General features: G+C 71.0%; 21 protein-coding genes. 8 read left to right on the plus strand and 13 right to left on the minus strand.

What is annotated here, in order from left to right:
- The first annotated feature begins 72 nt into the window (after nucleotides 1–72).
- The 3 genes from N1028_RS05245 to N1028_RS05255 all read left to right on the plus strand — a co-directional run bounded on the left by N1028_RS05245 (nucleotide 73) and on the right by N1028_RS05255 (nucleotide 3298).
- Nucleotides 73–1425 carry an Nramp family divalent metal transporter gene (locus N1028_RS05245; protein WP_259525772.1) on the plus strand — a complete coding sequence of 451 codons (1353 nt, stop codon included), beginning with the start codon at nucleotides 73–75 and terminating at the stop codon, nucleotides 1423–1425.
- Nucleotides 1426–1460: 35 nt separating this feature from the next.
- A complete protein-coding gene (locus tag N1028_RS05250) occupies nucleotides 1461–2519 on the plus strand; it encodes a magnesium and cobalt transport protein CorA (protein ID WP_259525773.1) in 1059 nt (352 codons plus the stop codon).
- 155 nt (nucleotides 2520–2674) lie between these two features.
- Nucleotides 2675–3298, plus strand: coding sequence for a TrmH family RNA methyltransferase (locus N1028_RS05255; RefSeq protein ID WP_259525902.1), 624 nt, complete (start codon nucleotides 2675–2677; stop codon nucleotides 3296–3298).
- A 72-nt stretch (nucleotides 3299–3370) separates the two neighbouring features.
- Here the strand turns inward: N1028_RS05255 and N1028_RS05260 are convergent, their stop codons facing one another.
- Nucleotides 3371–4300: an EamA family transporter gene (locus tag N1028_RS05260; protein ID WP_259525774.1), complete on the minus strand. Its 930-nt coding sequence runs from the start codon at nucleotides 4298–4300 to the stop codon at nucleotides 3371–3373.
- Between the two features lie 145 nt (nucleotides 4301–4445).
- Nucleotides 4446–4709, minus strand: coding sequence for a hypothetical protein (locus tag N1028_RS05265; protein ID WP_259525775.1), 264 nt, complete (start codon nucleotides 4707–4709; stop codon nucleotides 4446–4448).
- Nucleotides 4710–4881: 172 nt separating this feature from the next.
- Here N1028_RS05265 and N1028_RS05270 point away from each other — a divergent pair, with 172 nt between their 5' ends.
- On the plus strand, nucleotides 4882–5286 hold the full coding sequence (locus N1028_RS05270; protein WP_259525776.1) for a DUF3054 domain-containing protein: 405 nt from the start codon (nucleotides 4882–4884) through the stop codon (nucleotides 5284–5286).
- Nucleotides 5287–5524: 238 nt separating this feature from the next.
- Nucleotides 5525–7120 (plus strand): molybdopterin-dependent oxidoreductase, encoded by a 1596-nt coding sequence (locus tag N1028_RS05275; RefSeq protein WP_259525777.1) that lies wholly within the window; start codon nucleotides 5525–5527, stop codon nucleotides 7118–7120.
- Nucleotides 7121–7227: 107 nt separating this feature from the next.
- On the opposite strand, the gene N1028_RS05280 is transcribed toward N1028_RS05275, so the two are convergent.
- The 6 genes from N1028_RS05280 to N1028_RS05305 all read right to left on the minus strand — a co-directional run bounded on the left by N1028_RS05280 (nucleotide 7228) and on the right by N1028_RS05305 (nucleotide 13767).
- Complete coding sequence (locus N1028_RS05280; RefSeq protein ID WP_259525778.1) at nucleotides 7228–9291, minus strand: YhgE/Pip family protein; 2064 nt, start codon at nucleotides 9289–9291, stop codon at nucleotides 7228–7230.
- Nucleotides 9288–10052: a hypothetical protein gene (locus N1028_RS05285; protein ID WP_259525779.1), complete on the minus strand. Its 765-nt coding sequence runs from the start codon at nucleotides 10050–10052 to the stop codon at nucleotides 9288–9290. The genes N1028_RS05280 and N1028_RS05285 overlap by 4 nt, the downstream gene beginning before the upstream one ends.
- 112 nt (nucleotides 10053–10164) lie before the next feature.
- Nucleotides 10165–10893 carry a TetR/AcrR family transcriptional regulator gene (locus N1028_RS05290; protein ID WP_259525780.1) on the minus strand — a complete coding sequence of 243 codons (729 nt, stop codon included), beginning with the start codon at nucleotides 10891–10893 and terminating at the stop codon, nucleotides 10165–10167.
- 81 nt (nucleotides 10894–10974) lie between these two features.
- Nucleotides 10975–12417, minus strand: a complete 1443-nt coding sequence (locus N1028_RS05295) for a sensor histidine kinase (RefSeq protein ID WP_259525781.1) — start codon at nucleotides 12415–12417, stop codon at nucleotides 10975–10977.
- Nucleotides 12410–13084, minus strand: coding sequence for a response regulator transcription factor (locus tag N1028_RS05300; RefSeq protein WP_259525782.1), 675 nt, complete (start codon nucleotides 13082–13084; stop codon nucleotides 12410–12412). The genes N1028_RS05295 and N1028_RS05300 overlap by 8 nt, the downstream gene beginning before the upstream one ends.
- Before the next feature lie 80 nt (nucleotides 13085–13164).
- On the minus strand, nucleotides 13165–13767 hold the full coding sequence (locus tag N1028_RS05305) for a PepSY domain-containing protein (protein ID WP_259525783.1): 603 nt from the start codon (nucleotides 13765–13767) through the stop codon (nucleotides 13165–13167).
- 109 nt (nucleotides 13768–13876) lie between these two features.
- Between N1028_RS05305 and N1028_RS05310 the strand changes: the two genes are divergently transcribed.
- Nucleotides 13877–14737 (plus strand): SMP-30/gluconolactonase/LRE family protein, encoded by an 861-nt coding sequence (locus N1028_RS05310; RefSeq protein WP_259525784.1) that lies wholly within the window; start codon nucleotides 13877–13879, stop codon nucleotides 14735–14737.
- Nucleotides 14738–14916: 179 nt separating this feature from the next.
- Here the strand turns inward: N1028_RS05310 and N1028_RS05315 are convergent, their stop codons facing one another.
- The 5 genes from N1028_RS05315 to N1028_RS05335 all read right to left on the minus strand — a co-directional run bounded on the left by N1028_RS05315 (nucleotide 14917) and on the right by N1028_RS05335 (nucleotide 21094).
- Nucleotides 14917–16005: an ABC transporter permease gene (locus N1028_RS05315; RefSeq protein ID WP_259525785.1), complete on the minus strand. Its 1089-nt coding sequence runs from the start codon at nucleotides 16003–16005 to the stop codon at nucleotides 14917–14919.
- Nucleotides 16002–17021 (minus strand): ABC transporter permease, encoded by a 1020-nt coding sequence (locus N1028_RS05320; protein WP_259525786.1) that lies wholly within the window; start codon nucleotides 17019–17021, stop codon nucleotides 16002–16004. Before N1028_RS05320 ends, N1028_RS05315 begins: the two co-directional genes overlap by 4 nt.
- Nucleotides 17018–18649, minus strand: coding sequence for a sugar ABC transporter ATP-binding protein (locus N1028_RS05325; protein WP_259525787.1), 1632 nt, complete (start codon nucleotides 18647–18649; stop codon nucleotides 17018–17020). The genes N1028_RS05320 and N1028_RS05325 overlap by 4 nt, the downstream gene beginning before the upstream one ends.
- A gap of 96 nt (nucleotides 18650–18745) precedes the next feature.
- Entirely contained in the window at nucleotides 18746–19831 is a 1086-nt protein-coding gene (locus tag N1028_RS05330; RefSeq protein WP_259525788.1) for a substrate-binding domain-containing protein, read from the minus strand.
- 114 nt (nucleotides 19832–19945) lie between these two features.
- Nucleotides 19946–21094, minus strand: coding sequence for a substrate-binding domain-containing protein (locus tag N1028_RS05335; RefSeq protein ID WP_259525789.1), 1149 nt, complete (start codon nucleotides 21092–21094; stop codon nucleotides 19946–19948).
- A gap of 140 nt (nucleotides 21095–21234) precedes the next feature.
- Here N1028_RS05335 and N1028_RS05340 point away from each other — a divergent pair, with 140 nt between their 5' ends.
- Nucleotides 21235–22311 carry a Gfo/Idh/MocA family protein gene (locus tag N1028_RS05340; protein ID WP_259525790.1) on the plus strand — a complete coding sequence of 359 codons (1077 nt, stop codon included), beginning with the start codon at nucleotides 21235–21237 and terminating at the stop codon, nucleotides 22309–22311.
- Between the two features lie 79 nt (nucleotides 22312–22390).
- Nucleotides 22391–23305: a sugar phosphate isomerase/epimerase family protein gene (locus N1028_RS05345; protein WP_259525791.1), complete on the plus strand. Its 915-nt coding sequence runs from the start codon at nucleotides 22391–22393 to the stop codon at nucleotides 23303–23305.
- Nucleotides 23306–23315: the final 10 nt, after the last annotated feature.

The following is a 23315-nucleotide window of genomic DNA, read 5'->3' on the forward strand; positions in this document are numbered from 1 at the left end:
CCAGCGTACGGTTCTGCGCATCCCCTAGGCGGATGCCCCGCGCTGTGCTACCTATTAGGCGTGCCTAAAAGCGTGACGACGACGTTGCCCGGGCCGGCGGTCAGACCCCGGTGGTGGCATCCGCTCGCCCTGCTCGGCCCCGCGTTCGTGGCCTCCATCGCCTACGTCGACCCCGGCAACGTGGCCGCCAACCTCACCTCGGGCGCCTCCTACGGCTACCTGCTCGTGTGGGTGCTCGTGCTGGCGAACGGCATGGCCATGCTCATCCAGTACCAGTCGGCGAAGCTCGGCATCGTCACGGGCCGCACACTGCCGGAGCACGTGGGCGCCCGCACCCGGCCGTGGACGAGACGCGCCTACTGGCTGCAGGCCGAGGCCGTGGCGGCCGCCACCGACATCGCCGAGGTCATCGGCGGTGCGCTCGCGCTCAACCTGCTGTTCGGGCTGCCGCTCGTGGTGGGAGGGGTGATCGTGGGCGTGGTGTCGATGGGCCTGCTGCTCGTGCAGTCGCATCGGCGGCAGCGCACGTTCGAGTTCGTGATCGTGGGGTTCCTCGCGGTGATAGCGATCGGGTTCCTGGCGGGGCTGTTCGTCTCCGACGTCGACTGGGGCGCCGCCGCCGACGGGCTCGTGCCGCGCTTCGACGGCACGGCCACCGTGCTGCTCGCCGCGAGCATGCTCGGCGCCACCGTCATGCCGCACGCGATCTACCTGCACTCCGCCCTCGCCCGCGACCGTCACCACACCGACTACGCCGCCTTCGCCGAGCGCACCGACTTCACGCGCCCGGCGGGGGAGACCGCTCCCGCCGCGCCCGCTCCCACGTCTCCCCACTCGTGGGAGGTGGGAGACGGGGAAGGGGGAGCGGGCCGGCTCCGGATGCTGCTGCGCGTCACCCGCACCGACGTGCTGATCGCGCTGCTCATCGCCGGCGTCGTCAACATCTCCATGCTGCTGCTGGCCGCCGCGAGCCTCCGAGGAGTCGCCGGCACCGACACGATCCCCGGCGCCTACGACGCCATCCGCGCGGCCCTCGGCCCCGGCATCGCCACGATCTTCGCCATCGGACTGCTCGCCTCGGGACTCGCCTCGACCTCCGTGGGCGCCTACGCCGGATCGGTCATCATGAAGGGGCTGCTCACCGTGCGGGTCCCGATCCTCGCCCGCCGTGCGGTCACGCTGGTGCCTGCGCTCGCCGTGCTCGCCGGCGGGATCGACCCCACCTGGGCGCTCGTGCTCAGCCAGGTGTTCCTCAGCATCGGCATCCCGTTCGCGCTGATCCCGCTCATCCGGCTCACCGGCAGCCGCGCCGTGATGGGGGAGTTCGTCGACCGGCTGCCCGTGCGCATCCTCGCGTGGGTGGTGGTGGCGCTGATCGTGGCGCTCAACGTCGTGCTCATCGTGCTGACCGTCACGGGCGCCTGAAGCATCCGTTCACCGACCCGCCGTACGCTCGAGCCATGACCCTGATCGACAACGCCGTCTACGTCGGCGGCGTGCGCGCCCACGAACCCGCCAACCTCGACGAGACCTACGAGATCGCGGCCGAGACGGGCGGGATGGCGTGGATCGGTCTCTACCGGCCGGACGCCGGCGAGATCCGCTCGGTGGAGAGCGAGTTCGGCCTGCATCACCTCGCCGTCGAGGACGCCCTCACGGGCCACCAGCGCGCCAAGCTCGAGCGCTACGGCGAGACGCTCTTCGTGGTGCTGCGGCCCGCCCGCTACCTCGACGCCGACGAACGGGTCGAGTTCGGCGAGGTGCACGTGTTCATCGGCCCGGGCTTCGTCGTCACCATCCGCCACGCCGAGTCGCCGGACCTCGCCGCCGTGCGCCGCCGCCTCGAGCAGAACCCCGGGCTGCTCTGCCTCGGCCCCGAGGCGGTGCTCTACGCGATCGTCGACCAGGTCGTCGACGAGTACGGGCCCGTGGTGGCGGGCCTCGAGAACGACATCGACGAGATCGAGAAGCAGCTCTTCGGCGGCGACCCCGACGTCTCCAAGCGCATCTACGACCTCCTCGGCGAGGTGATGGAGTTCCAGCGGGCCGTGCATCCGCTCTCGGCCATGCTCGAGGCGCTGCTCCGCGGATCGGAGAAGTACGGCGTCGACCTCGAGATCCAGCGCGGCCTCCGCGACGTGCTCGACCACGTGCTGCAGATCGTGGGGCGGGCGGATGCGTTCCGCGCGACCCTGCAGAACGCCCTCACCGTGCACTCCACACTCGCCACTCAGCAGCAGAACGACGAGATGCGGCGCATCTCGGAGGCCAGCCTCAAGCTCGCCGACGACACCCGGGAGCTCTCGGAGACGAGCCTCAAGCAGGGCGAGGAGGTCAAGAAGATCTCGGCCTGGGCCGCGATCCTCTTCGCCCCGAGCCTCATCGGCACGATCTACGGCATGAACTTCGAGTACATGCCGGAGCTGCACTGGGTGTTCGGCTACCCGGCGGCGCTCGTGGCGATGGTCGTGATGGCGGTGGTGCTCTACACGGTGTTCAAGCGGAATCGGTGGTTGTGAGGGCGGTGGCGGTCCGGCGGACCGGGGCGGGCTGGCGCGGGGGCGCTCGCCGGTAGCCTGGGCGGGTGAGTGAGACGGATCCTGGGCGCGACACGACCGATGCGGGGTCGAACCCGAACCCGAACCCGAACCCGAACCCGAGCCCGAGCGTCGAGCTGAGCGCGGGCGGTGTGGGGCCCTGGGTGGGCGAGCTCCCCGACGATCCGCACTACGACCCCGAGCTGCTCGCCGCCGGTGACACGCGCAACGTGATCGACCGGTACCGCTACTGGAGCATGGAGGCGATCGTGGCGGATCTCGACGAGCACCGGCATCCGTTCCACGTGGCCATCGAGAACTGGCAGCACGACATGAACATCGGATCGATCGTGCGGAGTGCGAACGCGTTCGCCGCCGACACCGTGCACATCATCGGTCGCCGCCGCTGGAACAAGCGCGGCGCGATGGTGACCGACCGCTACCAGCACGTGTCGAATCATCCGGATGTCGCGTCGTTCGCGGCCTTCGCCCGCGGTGCGGGGCTGCCGATCATCGCGATCGACAACGTGCCGGGCAGCGTGCTCATCGAGACCTTCGCGTTGCCGGTGCGCTGCGTGCTGCTCTTCGGGCAGGAGGGCCCCGGCCTCTCGCCCGAGGCGCTGGCGGTGGCGGATGCGGTGGTCGAGATCTCCCAGTTCGGCTCGACCCGCTCCATCAACGCCTCGGCGGCTGCCGCGGTGGCCATGCACGCCTGGATCCTCCAGCACGTGCCGTTCGGCCCGAAGGCGGCCCGCCCCTAGCCCCTCACGTGTTCCGCCTCGCCCGACTTGACACAAGATGTGCCAAGTCGCGCGATTTGGGCGCATCTTCTGTCAAGTCGACGATGCCGCGGGTAGCGACGAGGGCAAGGGCGGAGGGTTGCTCGCGCGCCCGCGGGGGCGCCAGGTGAGGGTGGCGAGGAGGACTCCTGCCACGACGACCGCGCCGCCGAGGAGGTCGGCCGGGCCGGGGATCTCGCCGAGCAGCAGCCAGGCGCTCGTGAAGCCCGCCACGGGGACGAGCATCGAGAAGGGCGCGACCTTGCTCGAGGGGTTGCGCTTCATGAGGGTCACCCAGATGCCCGATCCGACGATCGTGCCCATCACGACGGTGTAGACGAGGCCGAGGAGTGCAGGGAGGGCCTCGGGGGTGAAGGTGGTGGCGAGGGAGGTCCAGACGGCGTCCGGCCCCTCGATCACGAGCGACAGGGCGATGAGGGGGATGGGCGGCACGACCGACATCCACAGGGTGAGGCCCAGCGGGCTCGTGGGCTGCGCCTGCCGGCTGCAGATGTTGCCGAACGCCCAGCCGAGGGCGCCGCACAGGGTGAGGATGACGGGCAGGAGCGCCGAGACCTGCGCGCGGTCGGCCGCGATGATGCCGAGGCCGGCGACCGCGACGAGGATGCCGATGCCCTGCACGAGCGTGAGCCTCTCACGGAGCCACACGGCGGCGAGCACCACCGTGAACGGCGCCGACGCCTGCAGCACGAGCGACGCGAGCCCGGGCGGCATGCCCGCCGCCATGCCCGCGTAGAGGAACGCGAACTGCAGGATGCCGAAGCCGAGCCCGTAGCCGAGCAGCCAGCGCACTTTCACGCCGGGCCACTTCACGAACAGCACCGTGGGGATGGCGAGCACCAGGAAGCGGAGACCCACGAGGAAGAACGGCGGGTAGTGCTCGAGCGAGAAGTGGATCGCGACGAAGTTGACACCCCACAGCACGGCGACGAGCACGGCGAGGAGGCGGTCGCGTGTGGGCATGCCCTCAGCCTCGTGGCGCGGGGGCGGCGGGGCAAGCGAGTGTTGCTTCACGCAGGATGTGGCCGAGGTACACAGTCGAGCTCGACCACCAGCACCTCCCCACCCGGGGCAGCGCTGGTCTCGCGCTCCGGGTGCGCTGCGGAGGCTACTTGCCGTGCTCGGCGAGGATCGTGTCGAGGTCGATGCGCTTCAGGAGTGCGGCCCAGTCGGTGCTTCGGGCGGCGGCGATGGCGGAGTCCTCGGCGATGACGCGGCCGTTGCGCTCGATCGTGACGCCGGCGGGTGCTTCGGCGTTGAGGATGCGGAGGATCTCGTCGTTGACGGCCTCCGTGTCGAAGTCGGCGCCGTAGCGGGCGTAGACGTCGGCGTTGACGGTGTAGTTCAGCACGGTGATGTCGGTGTGGGTCACGCGTCCATCCTCGTCCGTGCGCCGCGGACTCCGCCACCCCTGCGCGCGATCGCGCCCGTCTGCGCCTCGGGTGCCGGGAGGGGTGGCGAAGTCCGGGGGATCGCGAGTGGGCGTGCGTAGACTCGGGCCGGTGACGTCGAAGGATCCTGTGCCTGTTTCTGTGCCTGTGCCCGTGCCCGTTTCTGGGCCCGAGGCCGGATCCGGGGGCGGCCGCTCGGTCGCGCTCGCGGCGGTGGTCGACCTCGCGCTGGTGCTCGTGTTCGTGGGCATCGGGCGAAGGAGTCACGACGAGGGCGGGGCGTTCCTCGGATTCCTCACGACCGCCTGGCCGTTCCTCGCCGGAGCGGCGCTCGGGTGGCTGATCGCGCGTGCCTGGCGGCGCCCGATCCGGGTGGTTCCGACCGGCGTGGTCGTGTGGGCCGCCGCCGTGGTGGGTGGCATGCTCCTGCGTCTCGCGAGCGGACAGGGTGTGCAGCTGAGCTTCGTCATCGTCACGGCGGTCGTGCTCGGCGTCTTCCTCGTGGGATGGCGCGGGATCGCGGCGCTCGTGCGCCGGACGCGGGCTCGGCGCCGCTGAGAGCGGGCCGTCGGCACCGTCGGGACGCAGCTGCAGCCCACGCCCTCGGAGGGCGGATGTGCGACTCCGGCGTTCGGGTGCGCAGCGCATCCCGGCCCGGGTGGAGGGCGGCTACGAAGGCGGGACGCGCGGCTGACGCAGGTGCATCGGCGGGCGCGGCGGAACGCGGGAAGCGCGGCCCGCGCAGGTGCGTTCGCGGGCGAGGCGGGCGCCCAGGCGCGGTTCGTAGGATGAGCGCATGAGTGCCGGGCGCGCGAGGCTGTGGGCGGCGGTGGCGGGGGTCGTCGCGGCGGCTTCCGTGCTGGGTGCCGCCGAGATCGTGGCGGTGTTCGTGGGAGCGGAGGCGAGCCCGCTCTTCGCGGTGGGGTCGCTCGTGATCGACCTCGCGCCGCCCGGCGTCAAAGACCTCGTGATCAGCCTGTTCGGCACCGCCGACAAGATCGCGTTGCTGGTGCTGCTCGGAGTGCTGGTGCTCGCGCTCGCCGTCGCCGCCGGCCTGCTCGAGCGGTGGCGACGGCCCTTCGGCGCCGTGCTGCTCGTCGTGGTGTCGGCGGTCGCCATCCTCGCGGTCACCACCCGCGCCGGTGCGAGCGGGCTGTGGGCGCTCCCGACCGTCGTGGGCATGGTGGTCGGCGTGCTCGTGCTGCACCTGCTCGTGACGCGGTTGCGCGCGTGGGAGACGGATGCGGCGTCCGCTGCGGGACCGCGCTCGAGCGGTGGCGTCGGTGACGACCTGCCCGCCGCGACCACACCGCAGGGGGCGCTCGATCGGCGGCGGTTCCTCGGGGCCGCGGGCATCGCGGGCGCCGCCGCCGTCTTCGGCGGGCTGATCGCGCGGTCGATGAACGCGACCGCCAACGCCGTGAGCGCCGTGCGCGAAGCCGTCCGCCTGCCCGCGGCCGCCGCACCCGCGGCCGCCGCACCGGCCGGTGCCGAGCTCGGGCTCGATGGCCTCACCCCCTACATCACGGGCAACGACGGCTTCTACCGCATCGACACCGCCCTGCAGGTTCCGCAGCTCGACTCGGCCGCATGGCGACTGCGGGTCACGGGCCTCGTGGAGCAGGAGGTCGAGATCGGCTTCGACGAGCTGCTCGCTCTCCCGCTCGAGGAGCACCTCGTCACCCTCGCCTGCGTCTCCAACGAGGTGGGCGGCGACCTCATCGGGAACGCGCTGTGGCTCGGCTACCCGATCCGGGAGCTGCTGGCCCGAGCGAAGCCCCTGCCCGAGGCCGACATGGTGCTCTCGGTGAGTTCCGACGGGTTCACGGCCGGCACCCCGCTCGAAGCGCTGCAGGACGACGGTCGCGTGGCCCTCCTCGCCGTGGGCATGAACGGCGAGCCGCTCCCGGTCGAGCACGGCTTCCCGGTGCGGATGGTGGTGGCCGGCCTCTACGGCTACGTGTCGGCCACGAAGTGGGTGGTCGAACTGCGCGTGACGCGCTTCGACGAGGCGGAGGGCTACTGGACCCCGCGCGGCTGGTCGGAGCTCGGCCCCATCAAGACGCAGTCGCGCATCGACGTTCCGGCGATGGGCCGCTCGATGCCCGCCGGCACGGTCGCGGTGGCGGGAGTGGCGTGGGCGCAGCACACGGGCATCGAGAAGGTGGAGGTGCGGGTCGACGACGGCGCCTGGCAGGCCGCCGAGCTCGCCGAGACGGCCGGCGTCGACACCTGGGTGCAGTGGACCCTCGCCTGGCAGGCCACCCCCGGCGAGCACACCCTCACGGTGCGCGCCACCGACCGCTCCGGCGCCACCCAGACCGAGAAGCGCGCTCCCGTGGTGCCCGACGGCGCCTCCGGCTGGGACAAGCACACGGTGACCGTGAACTGACGCCCCGCGGGGCCGTTCCCGTTCGAAACGACAAACGTCGTGGCATCCGAGCCGTATATGAGGTCGGATGCCACGACGTTTGTTGTTCTGAACGCGCAGTGCCGCCGTCAGCCGATGAGGGAGGGTCGGAGGTCGCGCAGGGTGCGGTGCCGGGTGAGGCGGCGCGCGCCGAGGTACGAGACCGCGAGGGCGCCGAGCAGCCAGAAGACGAGGATGCCGGCGTCGGCTCCGGCGAGCTGCAGGTTGCCGCCGTACATGAGCTGGCGGATGCCGTCGACCGCGTGGCTCATCGGCAGGATCTGGTGCAGCACCTGCAGCGGCCCTGGCAGTGTCTGCCACGGGAACGTTCCGCCCGCCGTGACGAGCTGCAGCACCATGAGCACGAGTCCCAGGAACTGACCGACGCTTCCGAGCAGGATGTTGAGCGCCAGGATGATGGTCGCGAACGTCGCCGACGTCAGCACCATGAAGCCGAGCATCCCCCAGCCGTGCTCCACCTGGTAGCCGAGAGCGAGGGTGATGATGCCGAACACCACCACCATCTGGATGGCGCCGAGCGCGGCGGGCGTCGCCCAGCCCGCCGTGGTGACCGTGAGCGGCTTCTTCAGCGCCGTGACCGCGCGACGCGACAGCGGCTTGACGATGAGGAACAGCGCGTAGATGCCGATCCACGCCGCGAGGCTGATGAAGAACGGCGCCATGCCCGCACCGTAGGTGCTCGCTTTGGTGACGGCGCTGGTGTCGAGGGCGACCGGATCGGAGATGGTCGAGGCGGCGGCCTCGCGCTGGTCGGCCGTCTGGTCGGGCACGTCGCCGAGGCCGTCGGAGAGGCCGTCTCGGAGGGTGCCGGCGCCCGTGGCGAGCTCTCCGACGCCGTCGGTGAGGGTGAGGGAGCCCTCGGCGAGCTGGGTGATGCCGCCGGAGAGCTGGGCCGATCCGCTCGCCGCGGTCGCGATGCCGTTCGCGAGCGTGGGGGCGGCGTCGGCGAGCTGCTGCGTTGCGGATGCCAGCTGGCCGGCTCCGCTCGCGGCCGTCGCGATGCCGCCGGCAAGGGTGGGGGCGGCGTCGGCGAGCTCCTGCGTGCCGTTCGCGACCGCTCGGCTGCCGGCGGCCAGCTCCTGGATCTGGCCGTTCGCCGCCTGCACCTGCTGGTTGCCGTCGGTGATGGCGGTGCCGACCTGATCGAGGTCGGCGAGGATGGCGGCCTTCTGCTCGGGGGTGAGGGGGGAGGCGTCGAGCAGGGCGACGATGTCGGCGCGGGCGGCGGGCACCTGGTTCGCGGCATCCTGCACGGCCGTCGCGACCTGGCTGCCTGTGGTCGCGAGCTGCTCGTTGCCCGCGGCGACCTGCTGCGCGCCGTCGTTGAGGGCGGCCGTCTGGGCGGGGAGGTCGGCGGAGCCGGCCTGGAGCTGCTGCAGCCCCGAGTTCAGCTGCTGGGCGCCGTCGTTGAGGGCGGCGGACTGCGCGGGCAGCGCCGCCGACCCCGCGGCCAGCTGCTGCAGGCCGTCGTTGAGCTGGAGTGCGCCGATGTTGGCCGATCCGCTGCCCTCGGCGAGCTGGAGCGAGCCACCGGTCGCGGTCGAGGCGCCGTCGGCGAGTCGGCCGGCGCCGTCGACGGCCTCGGTGAGGCTCGAGCGCACGGTGGCGAAGCCGTCGAGCAGGGTGAGGGCGGCCTCCTTGCCGACGCGTTCGGTGATGCTCGCGCGCACCTTCTCGGCGACCTGGCCGGCGATGGTGGTGGCGAGGAAGCTGTTGGTGTCGTTCGTGGTGAGCTCCACCACGGCCTTCTCTGGTGTGTTGCCGCTCGCAGAGGTGAGGGCGTTCGAGAAGTCGGGGCCGAGGGTGAGGATGAAGTCGAACTCGCCGTCGCGCACGCCGGTGGCGGCCTTCTCGGCGGAGGTGACCTGCCAGCCGACGGAGTTGTCCCTCAGGAGCTCGTCGCGCACGTCATCGCCGTAGTTCACGGGTGTGCCGTCGAGGGTGCTGCCGGTGTCTTCGACGACGAGGGCGACGGGGATGTCCTTGAGGTTGCCGTAGGGGTCGTTGTTGCCCCAGAGGTAGAGACCCGCGTAGAGCACCGGGACGAGCATGAGCGCCACGAGGGCGAGCCGGGCCATGCTCGTGGCGGTGAGGCGCTTGAGCTCGGTGCGGACGAGGGTGAGGATCTTCACGGGCGGGGCTCCGCTTCGGGCGTGGTGGGGGTCGCGGGGGTGGTGGGGGTCGCCGCGTGGGCGGCGGGTGCGTGCGCGCCGACGGGAGTGGTGGCCGCGGTGGGGGCGGCGACGGTCGCGGCGTGGGCGGGCGTGGAGGCGGTGGCGGATGGGGAGGTGGAGGGGGTCTCGAGGAGAGGGCGCACGAGTTCGGTGGAGGGGGCGCCGCAGACGATCGCGACCGCGAAGTCGCGGGCGGCGAGGTCGCGGGCGACGGCGAGCCAGTCGCGCGGGTCACCGCCGTGGCGGTCGGGGCTCGTGATGACGAGGCCCTGCACTCCCGGGCGGAACGACGCGAGCTCGGCGAGGATGCGCACGCGCACCGCGGCGGGGACATCGGCGATGCGGGTGGTGGCGAAGTCGGATCCGCCGGCCTCCGCGATGGACGCGGCCACGGTGGCCCGGGAGGTCGAGCGGCCGGCGTAGAGGAGCTCCTCGCGCACGACCGTGGTGAGCGGGAGATCGGCCGCCGGCTCGCTCACCTCAGGCGCGTCGACGAGCGCGATCCGCTCGCGGAGGGCGGCGGAGTCGTCACGCCCGTCGAGCGTGACCGTGCCGCTGTCGGGCACCATGCGGCCGCTCAGGATGAGGGCCGCGACGGTCGGCTGGTCACCCGTCTCGGCCTCGACGACGGTGACGCTCCCGGTCTCGAAGAGCACGGATGTCTCGGGCAGCGGGATCCCGTTCGCGCCCTTGCTGATGCCGACGGCCTCGATCCTCATGGACGATCTCCTCGTGCTGTTGATGTTGCGGGTGCTGCTGCGGGCGACTGAGTCGCGGCAGGTGGTCGGAATTCGGGCGATCTCGGTGCTTGTGACGGCACTGTGACGCGACTCACTTGGCGCGGGGGTGGGTTGGGGTGGAAAGGGCGGTGGTGGGGCCGGGGAGGGCGGTGCTCGCGGTGGCGGTGGCGCCGGGGAGGGCATCGGTGGCGGTGGTGGTGGGGCCGGGGAGGGCGTCGGCTACCGCTGCGGCGGACTGCCAGGAGAGGCCGGCCACCGAGAGGCCGATCGTCATGACGAGGCGGGCGCCCTCGGGCTCGGTGAGGTCGGCGCGCACGGCCTCGTCGAGCACCGCGATCGCGGCCTCCTCGATGAGGCGCGCGAGGGTCTCGGGGGCGACGTCGTCGCGGAACCAGCCCGCCGCCACGCCGCGCGTGACCGCATCGCGCACGGAGGCGCGCACGGGCTCGAGCGCCTCGGCGACCGTGCGCTCGAGCGGGCCGTGCACGGCCAGCTGAGCGAGCACGCGCACCTGCTGCACCTCAGCCCAGAGCGCCGCGCCGACGAGGGCGAGGTGGATGCGCGGGTCGTCGTGGTGCACGCCGGCGAGGACCGTCGAGATGCGCGAGCCGCCGCGGGTGAGGAGCTCGGCCAGGAGTTCGTCGCGGGAGGCGAAGTGACCGTAGATGGAGCGGCGGGAGAGCCCGGCCTCAGCCGCCACCGCGTCGAGCGACGCCTCGGGCTCGCGGCGGAACACGGTCGCGGCGGCGGCGACGATGGCCTCGCGGTTCTCGAGGGCGTCCTTGCGCGGCGCGCGGGGTGGGGTCAGCGTCTCAGGCACGTGCCGATCGTACTAACTTGCACAGCAGTGTGCAAGTTGTTTCGCCTCGCGCGGATCGTCTCGCGCGGATCGCCCGGCGGATCAATTCTCAGCGGGAAGGCTGACGACGAAGCGGGCGCCGCCCCGGGGTGAGGTTCCGACGGTGATCGTGCCGCCGTGCGCCGCGACGAGCTCGCGCACGATCGCGAGTCCGAGGCCCGACCCGCCCCGGTCGCGGGAGCGCGCCTCGTCGAGCCGCACGAACCGCTCGAAGACACGATCGCGCTCGGTCTCGGGGATGCCGGATCCGTCGTCGTCGACGGTCACCGTGGAGCGGCCGGCGACGACCGCTGTCGAGATCGTGACGCGGCTGTGCGCGTGACGGGCGGCGTTGTCTCCGAGGTTGCGGAGCACGCGGGCGAGCATCCGGTCGTCTCCGCGCACACGTGCGGCCGCGATGCCGGAGGCGTCGACGGTGAGCGCGACGGGCTCGGCGGAGGCCGCGCCGGCGGAGGGAGGGCGGAACTCACGCAGGCGCGCCGCCTCGGCGAGGGCGAGGTCGTCGAGGTCGACGGGCCGGAGCTTCAGCCGGAGGCTGCGCTCGTCGGCTTTCGAGAGCACGAGCAGGGCGTCGACGAGCTCGGCCATCCGCTCGGAGTCGTCGGCCACCGCGGTGGCGAAGCGAGCGGGGTCGACACAGCCCGGGTAGTCGCGGGCCACTTCTGCGTTCTGCCGCAGCGAGCTCAGGGGCGACCGCAGCTCGTGCGAGGCGTCGGCCACGAAGCGGCGCTGCCGCAGCTGGGACTGCTCGAGCCGGTCGAGCATGCTGTTCATGGTGGTGGCGAGGCGGCCGATCTCGTCGTGCGTGCCGGGCTCGGCGACGCGTCGCGCGAGGTCGTCGCCCGAGACCTGCTCGGTCTCGCGACGGATGCGCTCGACCGGCCGGAGCGCCCGCCCCACGACGATCCAGCACGTGATGGCCACGAGCGCGACGATCAGCGGCACCGCCACGAGGAGCAGCACGACGGTGGTGCCGACCGCCTCGAACCGGCCATCGGCATCGACCCCCGCGACGAGCAGACCGTCGTCGACCTCGGTGGAGACGACCACCACGCGGTCGCCGATGTCGTCGTCGGAGGAGTCGTCGCCCTCGCGCACGCCGACCGTGCGGGAGCCGTCGAACTCCGACTCGGCGAGGGGCAGGGCGCCCTCGACATCCTCGGTGGCACCGACCACCCGGCCGTCGCGCACGACCTGCGCGTAGCCGTCTAGATCGGACAGGCCGCCTGGGCCCGCCCGGTCGAGCACCTCCTCGAAGCGGGTGAGCTCGGCCTCAGCAGCACTCGCGGCGCTGTCGGCCAGCGTGCTCGACAGCACGGACGCGAAGCCCACTCCGCCGAGCCCGACCGCCAGCGCCACCACGACGGTGGCGAGGAGCGTGATGCGCGCCCGCAGCGAACGCGGCCCCCGGCGGCGTGCTGCCGGTGGGGGTGACGGTGGTGCTGCGTCTGCACGCGACGGCACCACCCGGCCGGCGTCACCCATCGGCCACCACCCGGTAGCCGGCCCCGCGGACGGTCTCGATCGAGGCGCGCGCGAACGGACGGTCGACCTTGTTGCGGAGGTGCCGGATGTAGACCTCGACGATGTTCGGGTCGCCCTCGAAATCGAAGTCCCACACCCCTCCGAGCACATCCCGCTTCGACACCACCTGCCCGGCACGCGAGACCAGGAACTCGAGCACGCTGAACTCCCGCGTGGTGAGCTCGATGGGCTGCCCGGCGCGACGCACACGGCGGGCCGCCGGGTCGAGCTCGAGGTCGCCCACCGTGAGCAGGGGCGGCCGCTCGGCACCACCGCGCCGGATGAGGGCGCGCAGCCGGGCGAGCAGCACCTGGAACGAGAACGGCTTGGTGAGGTAGTCATCGGCACCCGTGTCGAGCGCCTCGACCTGGTCGAGGTCGCCGTCTTTCGCGGTGAGCATGATGACGGGCGTGAGGTTGCCCGAGCGCCGGAGCTCCTCGCAGATCCGGAAGCCGCTCATGCCCGGCAGCATGATGTCGAGCACGATGACCGCGTAATCGTTCTCCTGCGCCAGCCACAGGCCGTCGGTGCCGTTCGTGGCCGTGTCGACCGCGAAGCCCTCGGCTTCGAGACCGGTCTCGACGGCGTTCAGGAGGTTGATCTCGTCGTCGACCACGAGGACGCGCACGATGTCTCCTTCCTGCCGGGATGTGCCTTCAGGCTAGCCCGGCAGGAACGTCGTGACGCCCGCCGGGGAAGCCGGTGGAATCAGCGGTCGGTGCGGGTGACTGTGTAGGAGGAGTCGAGCTCGACGTCGACCTCGGTGCCGTCGGCCAGGCGCACCTCGACCTCGAAGGCGTGGTCGGCGTCGTCGCTCCGCTCGGCATCCGTGACGGTTCCTCCGCCCGCGGCGGCGATCGCTGCATCCGAGGCCTTCTGCAGCTCCTCGCCCGCGAGGTCGTCGCTGTCCCGCGCGTCGCCCGTGCCGGTGCCGGTGGACGAGTCATCCGAGCCCGTGCCCGAGTCGTCCGACCCGCGGTCCGACGCACCCGACTCGCGCTCGGCGTCCTCGGCCCCGTCCCGCTCCACCGACACCACGCCGAACCCCTCATCCAGCACGACGTCGTACCCGACCCCGTCGCTCCCCACGAGGTCGAGCTCGTAGAACGAGTCGTCGCGCTCGGCGCTCGTGACCTTGCCGCCGCCGATCTCGTCGAGTGCGGCCGAGCTCGCGCGGTCGAGGGCCGACCCGGTCAGCGCATCCGACTGCTCGAACCCGTCGGTGACGGCGTAGGCGATGCCGGTGCCGCCGAGTCCGACGACGAGGACGGCCGCGGCGGCTCCGGCGATGACGATGGTCTTCTTGCGCATGACTGCTCCTTGAATGAAGGGACGTGGAGTGACGAACACCCCCATACTGCGAAACCACCGCTGAAGCCAGCCTGAAGCGGCCGCGAAGAGCGTGCACCAGGATGGGACCATGAAGGCCGACCAGTTCACCGACCCCGTCACCTTCCACGGAGAGGGTGCCGTCTGGCATCCGAGCTGGGGAGGCCTCCGCGTGGTCGACATGTTCACCGGCGACCTCGTCGATCTCGACGACGACGGCCGCGCGACCCGCACCCCCACAGGCTCCCCGATCGCGGCCATGGTGCGCCCCCGTCAGGCGGGGGGCTGGCTCGTGGCCACCGAGCGCGAGATCACGCTCTGGACGGCGGCGGGCGAGAAGGAGTGGACCTCCGAGACGCTCACCCCCGACGGCGTGCGCCTCAACGAGGGCGGTTGCGCCCCCGACGGCAGCCTCATCTGCGGCTCGATGGCCTACGACCAGGAGGTGGGCGCCGCCGCCGTGATGCGTCTGGACCCGGCCCGCCGTGCGCATCCGCTCTTCGACGGCGTCACGATCTCGAACGGCCTGGGCTTCACCGCCGACGGCGAGCGGATGTACTACGCCGACACGCAGACGGGCCGGATCGACGTCTTCGACGTGGCGGACCCGCAGACCGACGCGAGGCCCGTGAACCGCCGCCCCTTCGTCACGATCCCCGAGGAGGACGGCGCTCCCGACGGCCTCTGGGTCGACTCGGAGGACGGCATCTGGGTGGCCCTCTACGGCGGATCGGCGGTGCACCACTACGACGCCACGGGACGGCGGGGCGAGGTGGTCGAGCTCCCGGTCTCGAACGTCACCTCGTGCACGTTCGGCGGTGCCGACCTCCGCACCCTCTTCATCACGACCTCGCGCGAGAACCTGCCGGAGGGCGCGGAGCCCCAGGCGGGCTCCGTCTTCCGCGCCGAGGTCGGGGTGCAGGGCCAGCCGGTGCTGCCCTACGCCGGCTGACGGCCCCGTCCGACGACGGCGGCGGCCCCCGGTCGAACAACGGCGGCGGCCCCGGTGAGACGACGGAGAAATCGGGCCGCGGTGGCGAACGACGGAGCCTCAGCGCCACCACGCGCCGGGGCTCCGTCGTTCGCCACCGCGCGGTCCACCGCTCAGGCCGCCGCAACGACCTGCGGGAGCTACCCCGCCCGGCGCCGCCCGTAGAGCGAGATCACGAGCAGGATGATCGCGCCGTAGATGAGCTGCTGGATGTTGGCGCCGAGGTTCAGCACCGTCACGAGCGTCGACACCTGCCCGAGCACGAGCGCACCGCCGACGGTGCCCACGACCGAGCCGCGACCACCGAAGATCGAGGCGCCACCCACCACCACGGCCGCCACCGAGGCGAGCAGGTAGCTCGCGCCCATGGTGGCCGAGGCCTGCTGGTAGTAGCCCACGATCACGATTCCTGCGAAGGCCGCGAGCACTCCGCTCAGCATGTAGCCGGTGATGCGGATGCGGTCGACCGGCAGGCCCGCGAGCCGCGCGGTCTCGGCCGCCGAGCCCACCACGAACAGCGAGCGGCCCCAGCCGGTGAACGACAGCACGAGCTGCAGCACCACCATGAGCGCGAGCCCGAGCGGCAGCACGGCGGGCATCGAGATGCCGAGGACCGAGATCTTGGCCGAGGTGATGGCGATCACGAAGTCGGGCGTCACGGTGAGCTCGGAGAAGTTGAACGCCAGCAGGATGACGCCGAACAGCAAGCCGTTCATGGCGATCGTGGTGACGATGGGCGTGAGCCCGAGCTTGGCGATCACGGCTCCGTTGAAGAAGCCGATCAGGGCACCGGCGGCGAGGGCGGCCACGAAGGCGCCGACCGGACCGAGGGGCCCCACGAGCGTGAGGAACGCGAGCGCCGAGAAGCCGATCGTGTTCGGCACCGAGAGGTCGATGCCGGCCTGGATGACGGCGATCGTCTGCCCGAACGAGGCGATGGAGAGGATGATCGCGAAGGTCGCCGTGCCGATGAGGGAGTCGATCGTGATGAGATTGGGCCGGATCAGGCCGCCGATCGCGAAGAGCACGAGGAACGCCAGGAGCGGCCAGACGCTCCGCGGCACCCGTGACAGGAACGACGCGTGCGAGCCGCGGGGCGAGGGTGCCGAGCCGTCGGGGAGGCCGGGACCGCCGTCGGCGAGACCGGGGGCGGCGCCGAGCGGACCCGTGGCGACGGGAGTGCCCGCCGTCCCCGCTCCGGCGGTGGTGGACGGGGTGGGTGTGGTCACGAGCGTGCCCCCTTCGCGAAGAACGCGGCCTTGCGCCAGACGACGGGGATGCCGACGACGGCGACGATGATGAGCGCTGAGATGACGTACTGCCAGTAGGAGTTCACGCCGGCGAAGAACAGCAGGTTGCCGATCAGGCCGAGCGTGCAGGCGGCGAGGATGGTGCCGATGATGCTGCCCCGCCCTCCCGTGAACGCGGCGCCGGCGAGGGCGACCGCGGCGATGGACGAGAGCAGGTACGGGTCACCGGATCGAGGGTCGCCGGTCACCGTGGAGGCGGCCAGCATCATCGCGCCGAGCGACGTGATGACTCCGGCGAGGCCGAAGGCGAGCAGCTTCGTCAGGCGCGCGTTGAGCCCGGCGGCGCGCACGCTCTCCATGTTGGAGCCGACGCCGTAGATGTGCCGGCCGAGCGCGGTGCGCTGGAGGAGCAGCCACAAGAGCACCGCCACGACGGCGAGCCAGACGAGCGACACCGGCACGAAGGGCAGCAGCTCGCCGCTCGTGGCGAGGTAGATCTCGGTCGTGATGCCGCCGCCCGGCCGGTCGAGCACCTCGCGGGCGAGAGATCCGAAGATGAAGGCGCTCGCGAGGGTGACGGCGATGGCCGGCAGCCCGCCGTAGGCCACGAGGAAGCCGTTGAAGAGGCCGCAGGCGAGGCCCGTGCCGATGGCGAGCAGCACGGCGACGGGCACCGGCATGGTCTCCAGCTGTACGGCGAACACCACGTTGCAGAGGCTCATGATGGCGCCGATGGAGATGTCGATCCCGCCGACCAGCACGATGATGAGCTGGCCGAGGGCCACGAGCGCGAGCGGCACCACGAGGTTGGCTGCGGTCTGCAGCTGGAACCGGGTGAGCAGCTCGGGGTTGATGATGACGTAGACGACGAAGAACACCACGAACGCTCCGATGGGGGCGATCGCGCCCTCGCGCCGGAGCCGCACCACACCGGTGCCGTTCCAGACCCGCGCGGGCAGGCCCGTCGAGGTGGACGTGGGGGTGATGGCGCTCATCCGGCGGCCCTTTCGGTCTTGAGGGAGGCTTTCTGCACCGAGGCGTTCTGGGCCGAGGTGCTGCCGGGCGACGCGTTCTGCACCGAGGCGCTGCCGGGCGACGCGTTCTGCGCCGCCATGCTGCCGGTGGCGCCGACGGCGGCGCCCACGATGTTGTCGGCGGTGAGCCGGTGGTCGATCAGCTCGTCGGCGACCTGGCCCTGGTAGAGCACCACCACGCGGTGGCACACGTGCACGAGCTCTTCGACCTCGGTCGAGAACCAGAGGATGCCGACGCCCTGCTTCGCGAGGTCGACGATCGCGCCGTAGAGCTCCTGCTTGGCGCGCACGTCGATGCCGCGGGTGGGGTCGTGCAGCAGGATGACCGAACGCGAGCGGTTCATCCAGCGCCCGAAGACGAGCTTCTGCTGGTTGCCGCCCGACAGCGATCCGGCGAGCTCGTTCGGCCCGCGGGTGCGCACCGACAGGGCGCCGAGCACGCCATCGATCCAGCCGCGCTCACGCGAGAGCCGGGGCCGCCCGCCGAGCTGGTAGGCACGGTACCAGGGTGCGAGGAGGTTCTCGCCCACGCTCATCTCGAGCGCGAGACCCTCCGTCTTCCGATCCTCGGGCACGTAGCCGAGGCCGTTCCGCACGGAGCGCACCGGGTTGGTGCGGGAGACCCGGCGGCTGCCGACGGTCCACGAGTCGGCCACGGCGGGGGCTGCGCCGAAGAGGGCGCGCAGGAGCTCGGCCTGGCCGTGGCCCTGCAGTCCGCCGATGCCGAGGATCTCGCCCGCGCCGAGGGTGAGGTCGATGCCGGCCAGGCCCTCGGCACGCAGGTTCGTGACCGACAGCGCCACCGCATCCGTGGTGCGAGCGGGCGGGGAGGGGAAGAAGCGCTCGGCCTCGCGGCCGGCCATCATCGAGATGAGCTCGTCGTCGGTCCAGCCGCCGCGCACGAACTCCCCGGCCACGAGGCCGTCGCGGAGCACGGTGCCGCGGTCGGCGATCTCGGCGATCTCGCCGAGGCGGTGCGAGACGTAGATCACGCTTCCGCCGGCGGCGGTGAGGTCGCGGATACGGGCGAACAGCCACGAGACGCCCGGCGGGGTGAGCGCCGAGGACGCCTCGTCGAGGATGAGCAGCTTGGGGGCGCCGGCGAGGGCGCGGACGATCTCGACCAGCTGCCGGTCGGCGAGCGAGAGGGTGCCCACGGCGGCGCGCGGGTCGATGTGGGGGAGGTGGAACGACTCCAGGAGGGCCTTCGCCTTCACGACCGACTTCTTCTGCGAGAAGCCGCGGAGGGGCGCGCCGTCGGGGAGCGAGAGGTTCTCGGCCACGGTCCAGTCGGGCACGAGGGCGAGCTCCTGGAACGCGCAGCGGACGCCGGAGAGGCGGGACTGCTTGACGCTGCCGGAGGCGAGCGGCTCACCGGCCACGGTGATGCTGCCCGAGGTGGGCGTCACGGCACCCGCGAGCATCTTGGCCACCGTGCTCTTGCCGGCGCCGTTCTCACCCACGAGGGCGAGCACCTCGCCGGGATTGCAGTGGAAGGTCACACCCTGCACGGCCTTCACGGGGCCGTAGCTCTTCACCAGGTCGGTGGCCACCAGGAGGGGCTCGGCCGGTCGGATGGGGTCGGTCACGAAGGACTCCGTTTCAGGGAAGGCGAGAAGGGGCACGGATGCCGCGGCGACGGCTGGGCGCGCGCCGCGGCATCCGCGAAGGGAGAGAACCTCGGCCTAGGAGCCCGAGTAGAACTCCATGACCTGGTCGAGGGTCAGGTCGAGCCCCGGGAAGTCGTAGCCGAGCTGGAAGTTCGCCGGCTTGTCGGCGATGCAGTACTCGGCGGCGTTCTCCTCGGTGATCTCGAGGGGCGGGAAGTACTGCTCCTTCTCGATCTCCTCGCCCTCGAGCAGCGCGACGGCCTGCTCGAGGCCCTTCGCATAGATGGCGGGCTGGCCGAAGACCATGTTGCCGGTGAGGCCTTCGGGGGCGTACTCGGCGAGCGTGCAGGCCTCGCCGTTGTAGCCGGAGCCGCCGACGACGGGCACGAACGGGAGGCCGGCGGCCTTGAACGCCTCGGGCACGCCCTGGCCTCCGGTGAGGAAGGAGTAGACGCCGCCGACATCGGGGTTCGAGCGCAGGATGTTGGACATCGCCTCCTGGGCGGTGGCCTCGTTCCAGCCGTTGGTGTCCTGAGCCACGACGGTGGCGCCGCCGCCCTCGAGCGTCTCGATCACGCCGGGCATGGTGCCTTCGTTCAGCGGCACGCCCGCGAGGCCCTCGAGCACGGCGATGTTCTTGTCGTCGCCGAGGTTCTCCAGCAGCCAGTCGGCGCCGATGGTGCCGGCGTTCGCCCAGTCGGTCGAGACCACGTAGACGTCGTCGCTGTCGTAGGGGCCGCCGTTGGCGATGACCGGGATGCCCTGGGCCGTGGCCTGCGTGATGGCGGCATCCGCACCGCTCGAGGAGGCGGGGTCGAAGAGGATGAGGTCGACGCCGTCGGCGATGAGGTTCTGCATGGCCGCGTTCTGCTGGGCGGCGTCGTTGTCGTTGGTGCGGACGATCTTGAGCTCGACCTTGTCGGCGTACTCGGGTGAGGCGGCGAGGGCCTGCAGCGATGCCAGGCCCATCTCGCGCCAGGCCTGGCCGCCGAGGGGCTGCTCGAAGCCGATCACGAACTTGCCGTCGTCTCCTCCGGCGTCGGCGGTGCCTCCTCCTTCGGCCGGCGCGCTGGTGCAGCCGGCGAGGAGTGCGAGCGAGGAGGCGGCCGCGAGAACCGCGGCGCCCTTCGCGTAACGGGATGTGCGCTGTGCTCTGTGCATGATTTCTCCCTTGAAATCGAGTGGGTGTTCGGCACAGTAGCGCAAAAATGGCAGCGCTACCAGTAGCGCTGCCAAAATTGCGGACGATCGTGATCGTCCCGTTCTCAGGTCACATCAGAGGCCGACATCCGAGGCCTTGACGAAGCCGGAGTCGACGAGTTTGGTCTGCACGTCGTCCTTCACGACCACCTCGGGGTCGAGCTCGTACGACTTCACGGTGGTGGCTCCGTTGTCGAACTCGGTGGTGGTCTCGGGCTCCTCGCCGGCCACGATCGAGGCGATCATCTCGGCCGTGCGCTCGCGCAGCACCCGGGTGTCCTTCCAGACCGTCATGGCCTGCTCACCCTTCAGGATCGCCTGCACGTTCGCCTTGTCGGCGTCCTGGCCGGTGACGATCGGCCAGTCCTGCCCGGCGGCGTAGCCTGCGCCCTTCAGTGCCGCCTCGATGCCGAGGGCGAGGCTGTCGTTGGGCGAGAGCACGACCTGCACCTTCTCATCTCCGGTGTAGAACGACGACAGGCGGTTCTCCATCTCGGCCTGCGCGTCGTCCGAACCCCAGCCGAGGATGCCGATCGAGGCCCAGTCGTCGTTCGAGGCCGGCGCCTTGCCCGAGGGCACCTCGAGCTGGCCGTTCTCCACGTAGGGCAGCAGCACGTCCCAGGCGCCCGAGAAGAAGTAGCGGGCGTTGTTGTCGTCGGGGCTGCCGGCGAAGGGCTCGAACAGGAACGGGCCCGCGCCGTCCTCGAGGCCGAGCTGGTCGACGATGTAACCGGCCTGCAGCGCCCCGACGGCCTCGTTGTCGAAGCCCGTGTGGTAGTCGATCGCGTCGCTGCCGTTGATGAGGCGGTCGTAGGCGATGACCGTCACGTCCTGCTTCTCGGCCTCCTCGAGCACGGGGCCGAGGGTGTCGCCGTCGATGGCGGTGATGACGAGGATCTTCGCGCCTCCCGCGATCTGGTTCTGGAGCTGCGAGATCTGCTGGTCGGTCTTGTTGTCGGCGTACTGCAGGTCGGTGGTGCAGCCGGCGTCGTCGAGGATCTTCTTCAGGCCCTCGCCGTCGTTGATCCAGCGCTCGAGCGACCGCGTGGGCATCGAGATGCCGACGTTGCAGTCGACGGCCGAGGCGGCGTCGCCGGAGCCTTCGCCCGCTGACCCGCCGGTGCCGGAACCCCCCGAGCTGCAGGCCGCGAGGCCCGCCACGAGGCTGCCGGCGGCGATGAGGCCGAGAACTCCCCGGCCGAGTCTGCTGTGCTGTGATCGCATGGTGCTTCTCCTTCGAAACATGATGTTGACGAACTGCTCCAGGCGACGATACCGTGTGCATGGCAGCGCTGCCAGTAGCGCTATCAGTCGCACTTCGCTAGTGTGATCGAATCGTCGCAACGACGCGATAAGGAGACGCAATGACCCTCACACCCGATGTGGAGATCCGCAGCCGGGCGCACCGCATCGGCTGCATCGGCGCCGGCGCCATCATGGCCGACCAGCACCTCGAGGCCTACCGCCTCGGCGGGTTCCCGGTCGCCGCCATCGCCTCCCGCACCAAGGCCAACGCCCAGGCCGTGGCCGATCGCTACGGCATCGCGACCGTGCACGACACCCCCGAACAGCTCATCGCCGATCCGTCGATCGAGATCCTCGACATCGCGTACCCGCCGGACCTGCAGCCCGCCCTCATCCGCGAGGCTCTCAAGCAGCCGCATATCAAGGCGATCCTGGCCCAGAAGCCGCTCGCGCTCAGCCTCGACGAGGCCATCGCGCTCCGCGACGAGGCGGCTGCGGCGGGCAAGCCGCTCTCGGTCAACCAGAACATGCGCTACGACCAGTCGATCCGCTCGCTCAAGCAGCTGCTCGACGAGGGCGCGCTCGGCGAGCCCGTCTTCGCCCAGATCGACATGCACGCGGTGCCGCACTGGCAGGGCTTCCTCGAGGGCTACGACCGCCTCACCCTGTCGAACATGAGCGTGCACCATCTCGACGCGCTGCGCTACCTCTTCGGCGACCCGAGCGAGATCTCCACGGTCGTGCGCCGCGACCCGCGCACCGAGTTCGAACACGAGGACGGCATCGTCGTCTCCACACTCCGGTTCCCCGGCGACCTCCTGGCGCTGAGCGTCGAGGATGTCTGGGGTGGCCCCCGTGAGGAGGGCTACGACGACGACTTCTTCATCAAGTGGCGCGTGGAGGGCACCGCGGGCGTGGCCAACGGCACCATCGGCTGGCCCACCGGCGACCCGTCGACCATCCGCTACGCCTCGACCATCACGACCGACGGGCAGTGGGTGTCACCGACCTGGGAGACGCACTGGTTCCCGCACGCCTTCATCGGCGTGATGGAGCAGCTGCAGCACGCCGTCTCCTCCGGAACGGACCCGCAGCTCTCGGTCGCCGACAACGTCAGGACGATGGCTCTGATCGAGGCCGGCTACCGCTCGATCGCCGAGAAGCGCCCGGTGCGGCTCGACGAGTTCACCCTCTGACCCGGATCCCGTACCTCTTTAATACCCACCCCCTCTTTCACCACTCCACCATCACCGGACAACAAGGAGCAATGACGCCATGATCCAGCTGGGCATCTTCACCGCCTACTACCCCTACGACCTCAAGACCACCGCCGAGAAGATCCGCGCGCAGGGCTTCAACACGGTGCAGCTCGACCTGCACTTCAAGGACCTCGACCTGAGCGCCGGCCAGATCACCAAGGAGAAGGCCAAGCTCGTCTCCGACACCTTCCGCGACCACGACCTGCCGATCTCCGCCATCTCGGGCTACACGAACATCGTGCACCCCGACCCCGAGCACCGCGCGGCGAACGTGGCGTACCTCAAGGAGATCATCCGCAACGCCCGCAACTTCGGCTCGAAGTACGTCATCTCCGAGTCGGGCACCTTCAACCCCGAGAGCGAGTGGGACCACGACCCGCACAACCGCTCGGAGGACGCCTACGACCAGGTGCGCACCGTGCTCGCCGAGCTCGCGCAGGAGGCCTACGACCACGGGGCCACGTTCCTGCTCGAGACCTACGTGAACAACGTCATCGGGTCGGTCCGTGAGACCGTGCGCGTGTTCAACGACATCCGCACCCCCGGCCTCGAACTGCTGATGGACCCCACGAACTACTTCGACTCCTCGAACATCGACGACCAGGCGGGCGTGCTCAACGAGGTCTTCGACACCCTCGGCGACCGCGTGCGCATCGCCCACGCGAAGGACGTCAAGCGCGCAGGTGACGACAAGAGCGAGAAGCACGCCGACATCGGCGACGACGATGCGCTGGCCTCGCACACCTTCCGCGGCGTGGGCGAGATCGAGCTGCCGGCCGCCGGCCTCGGCTCGCTCGACTACGAGCTCTACCTGCAGCGGCTGTCGGAGCAGAACCCGAACGTGCCGCTGATCATCGAGCACCTCGATGAGTCGGACATCCCCCGGGCCAAGCAGTTCGTGACGGATATTCTCAAGAAGTACACGATCTAGCCGGTATCGA

The organism is Herbiconiux oxytropis (genome assembly GCF_024979315.1).
GTDB lineage: Bacteria > Actinomycetota > Actinomycetes > Actinomycetales > Microbacteriaceae > Herbiconiux > Herbiconiux oxytropis.